The 1665-nt window shown below is 47.1% G+C and carries 2 protein-coding genes; both read right to left on the bottom strand.

Translation table 11 applies throughout. From position 1 onward, the window contains the following. Nucleotides 1–788 (bottom strand): M56 family metallopeptidase (locus QVO39_RS01795; RefSeq protein WP_288171509.1); only part of this gene is annotated, 788 nt, incomplete at its 3' end. Nucleotides 789–793: 5 nt separating this feature from the next. Continuing rightward, nucleotides 794–1168, bottom strand: coding sequence for a BlaI/MecI/CopY family transcriptional regulator (locus QVO39_RS01790; protein WP_021902765.1), 375 nt, complete (start codon nucleotides 1166–1168; stop codon nucleotides 794–796). Nucleotides 1169–1665: the final 497 nt, after the last annotated feature.

The following is a 1665-nucleotide window of genomic DNA, read 5'->3' as shown; positions in this document are numbered from 1 at the left end:
TTCATCATTACGATTCGTTTCTTTAGGTTTTGCATAGAAAATGAGAGCGAGGGTAGCTCTACCTTTCGGCCTAGTGTACACTCCAGTAGCTGATACTGGTAGGTCTTTCGGTCTCTTCCCTCTCGCAACACCCCTTGGTCTGCTAGGTATTCAAGGTTGGTGCGCAGTTGTTGGAGCAATCCCCACGCACATGGATTCCACCACTGTAAGGGCTGCAGCACCGTACTGATGATGATATCCCAATAGTGCTTCTGCCTAATGTGCTCCAGCTCATGCGACAGAATAGTGGGTGTGATATCGCTATTCGATAAGGACTTGGGGATAAAGATTGCCCTGCCAATCGTGAAGGGGGCAAGCTCTTCATCCACCTCATAAAGTGTGGCATTATTACTGAGCTCGCGCTTCGTGGAGGTGCGGCATAATCTATAGAGTTTGTACCCGCCCGAGGTGAGCCAGATGAGTGTACTCGCTGCACCAATAGCCCAAGTTGCCATCAGTACTCTGGACCAGTCTATTGAGTTTCTCTTTGTAGCAGGTGCAGTGATGGTTGGCTCCTCCTCTATCACGATGGTGAAGCTGGGGAGCAACCTATCTTGTGCCTCATCTACATCCCTTTCTGGTACTGCTAAAGAGATCAGAGGGAGCAAAAGGCTAGAGGCGATGGCGATGAGGTAATACCATCGCTTGGCACGGAGTAGGGTGCTTTTGCGAAGCAATACCACTCCGAGGAGGTAAAAGAGAGCAATCCCTATTCCCGACAGCCCTAGATATTTCAACCAAATCATCATACCACTTATTCCTCTTCAATTAGTTTCAGAATCTCCGAGATCTCCTCCTTGCTTACCTTCTCCTCCTGCGCAAAGTGTTGCACCAGACTTTTGTATGAACCTTTGAAGAAGTTGGCAACAATATACTTAATGGTTTTATCGGTGTACTCCTCTTGGCTTACCAATGGGGCATAGAGGTGACCACGTCGCTTCCCCGTACGAGTAACATACCCCTTGCTCTCCAGCTTGCTGACCACCGAAGCCACCGTGGTGTAAGGGGTGTCCGAATGCTCCATCAAGGGGATGGCATCGCTTATCTCACCCTCTCCGATATGCCATAGTGCACGCATAAAGTCCTCCTCGAGAGGGGATAGTCCGTTTAGAAAGTTAGGCTCACTCATATTGTTGTTATCTACGATCAATATCCTTATTACGATTTATTCGTAGCAAAGTTACGACAATTTCGTAGATAAACAAACTTTCGCCCAACATTTTTATCCCACATCGCTAGAAGTGGCTTGCAGACAAGCTTCTTGATTTTGATATTCCGGCAATATTCCGTATGCCTGCGGAATGCATTCCGTATGCGAGCGGAATCTATTCCGTATACAGGCGGAATCCATTCCGCACGCATACGGAATATGAGGTGTGTGTGGTATTCCTGAGAATAGTATGCGGTACTCCTGAAAATAGTACACACGGGTTCATGTATTCCTGTTATTGTATACACTGGTTATTTGTTATTCCTGAAAGTGTAGACAAATAGATAAATAATTGTGCAGATGACGGGGGATAACCACGAGTGGCGCAGGAGTTATGGATTAGGAAGGTGTTGCCATGTGGCATTCATTGGAGTGTTTATGGAAAAGGACCTCGGCAGAGGTCCGTGCTAAATAGG

The organism is Porphyromonas sp. CAG:1061, assembly GCF_000435035.1.
Lineage (GTDB): Bacteria > Bacteroidota > Bacteroidia > Bacteroidales > Porphyromonadaceae > Porphyromonas_A > Porphyromonas_A somerae.
Note: the sequence above shows the minus strand (reverse complement) of the source record. Positions and strands in the feature narration are given on the sequence as shown.

Coding starts and splice junctions, on each gene's coding strand:
- QVO39_RS01790 (WP_021902765.1), bottom strand. CDS start 1,168: ATGAGTGAGCCTAACTTTCTAAACGGACTATCCCCTCTCGAGGAGGAC.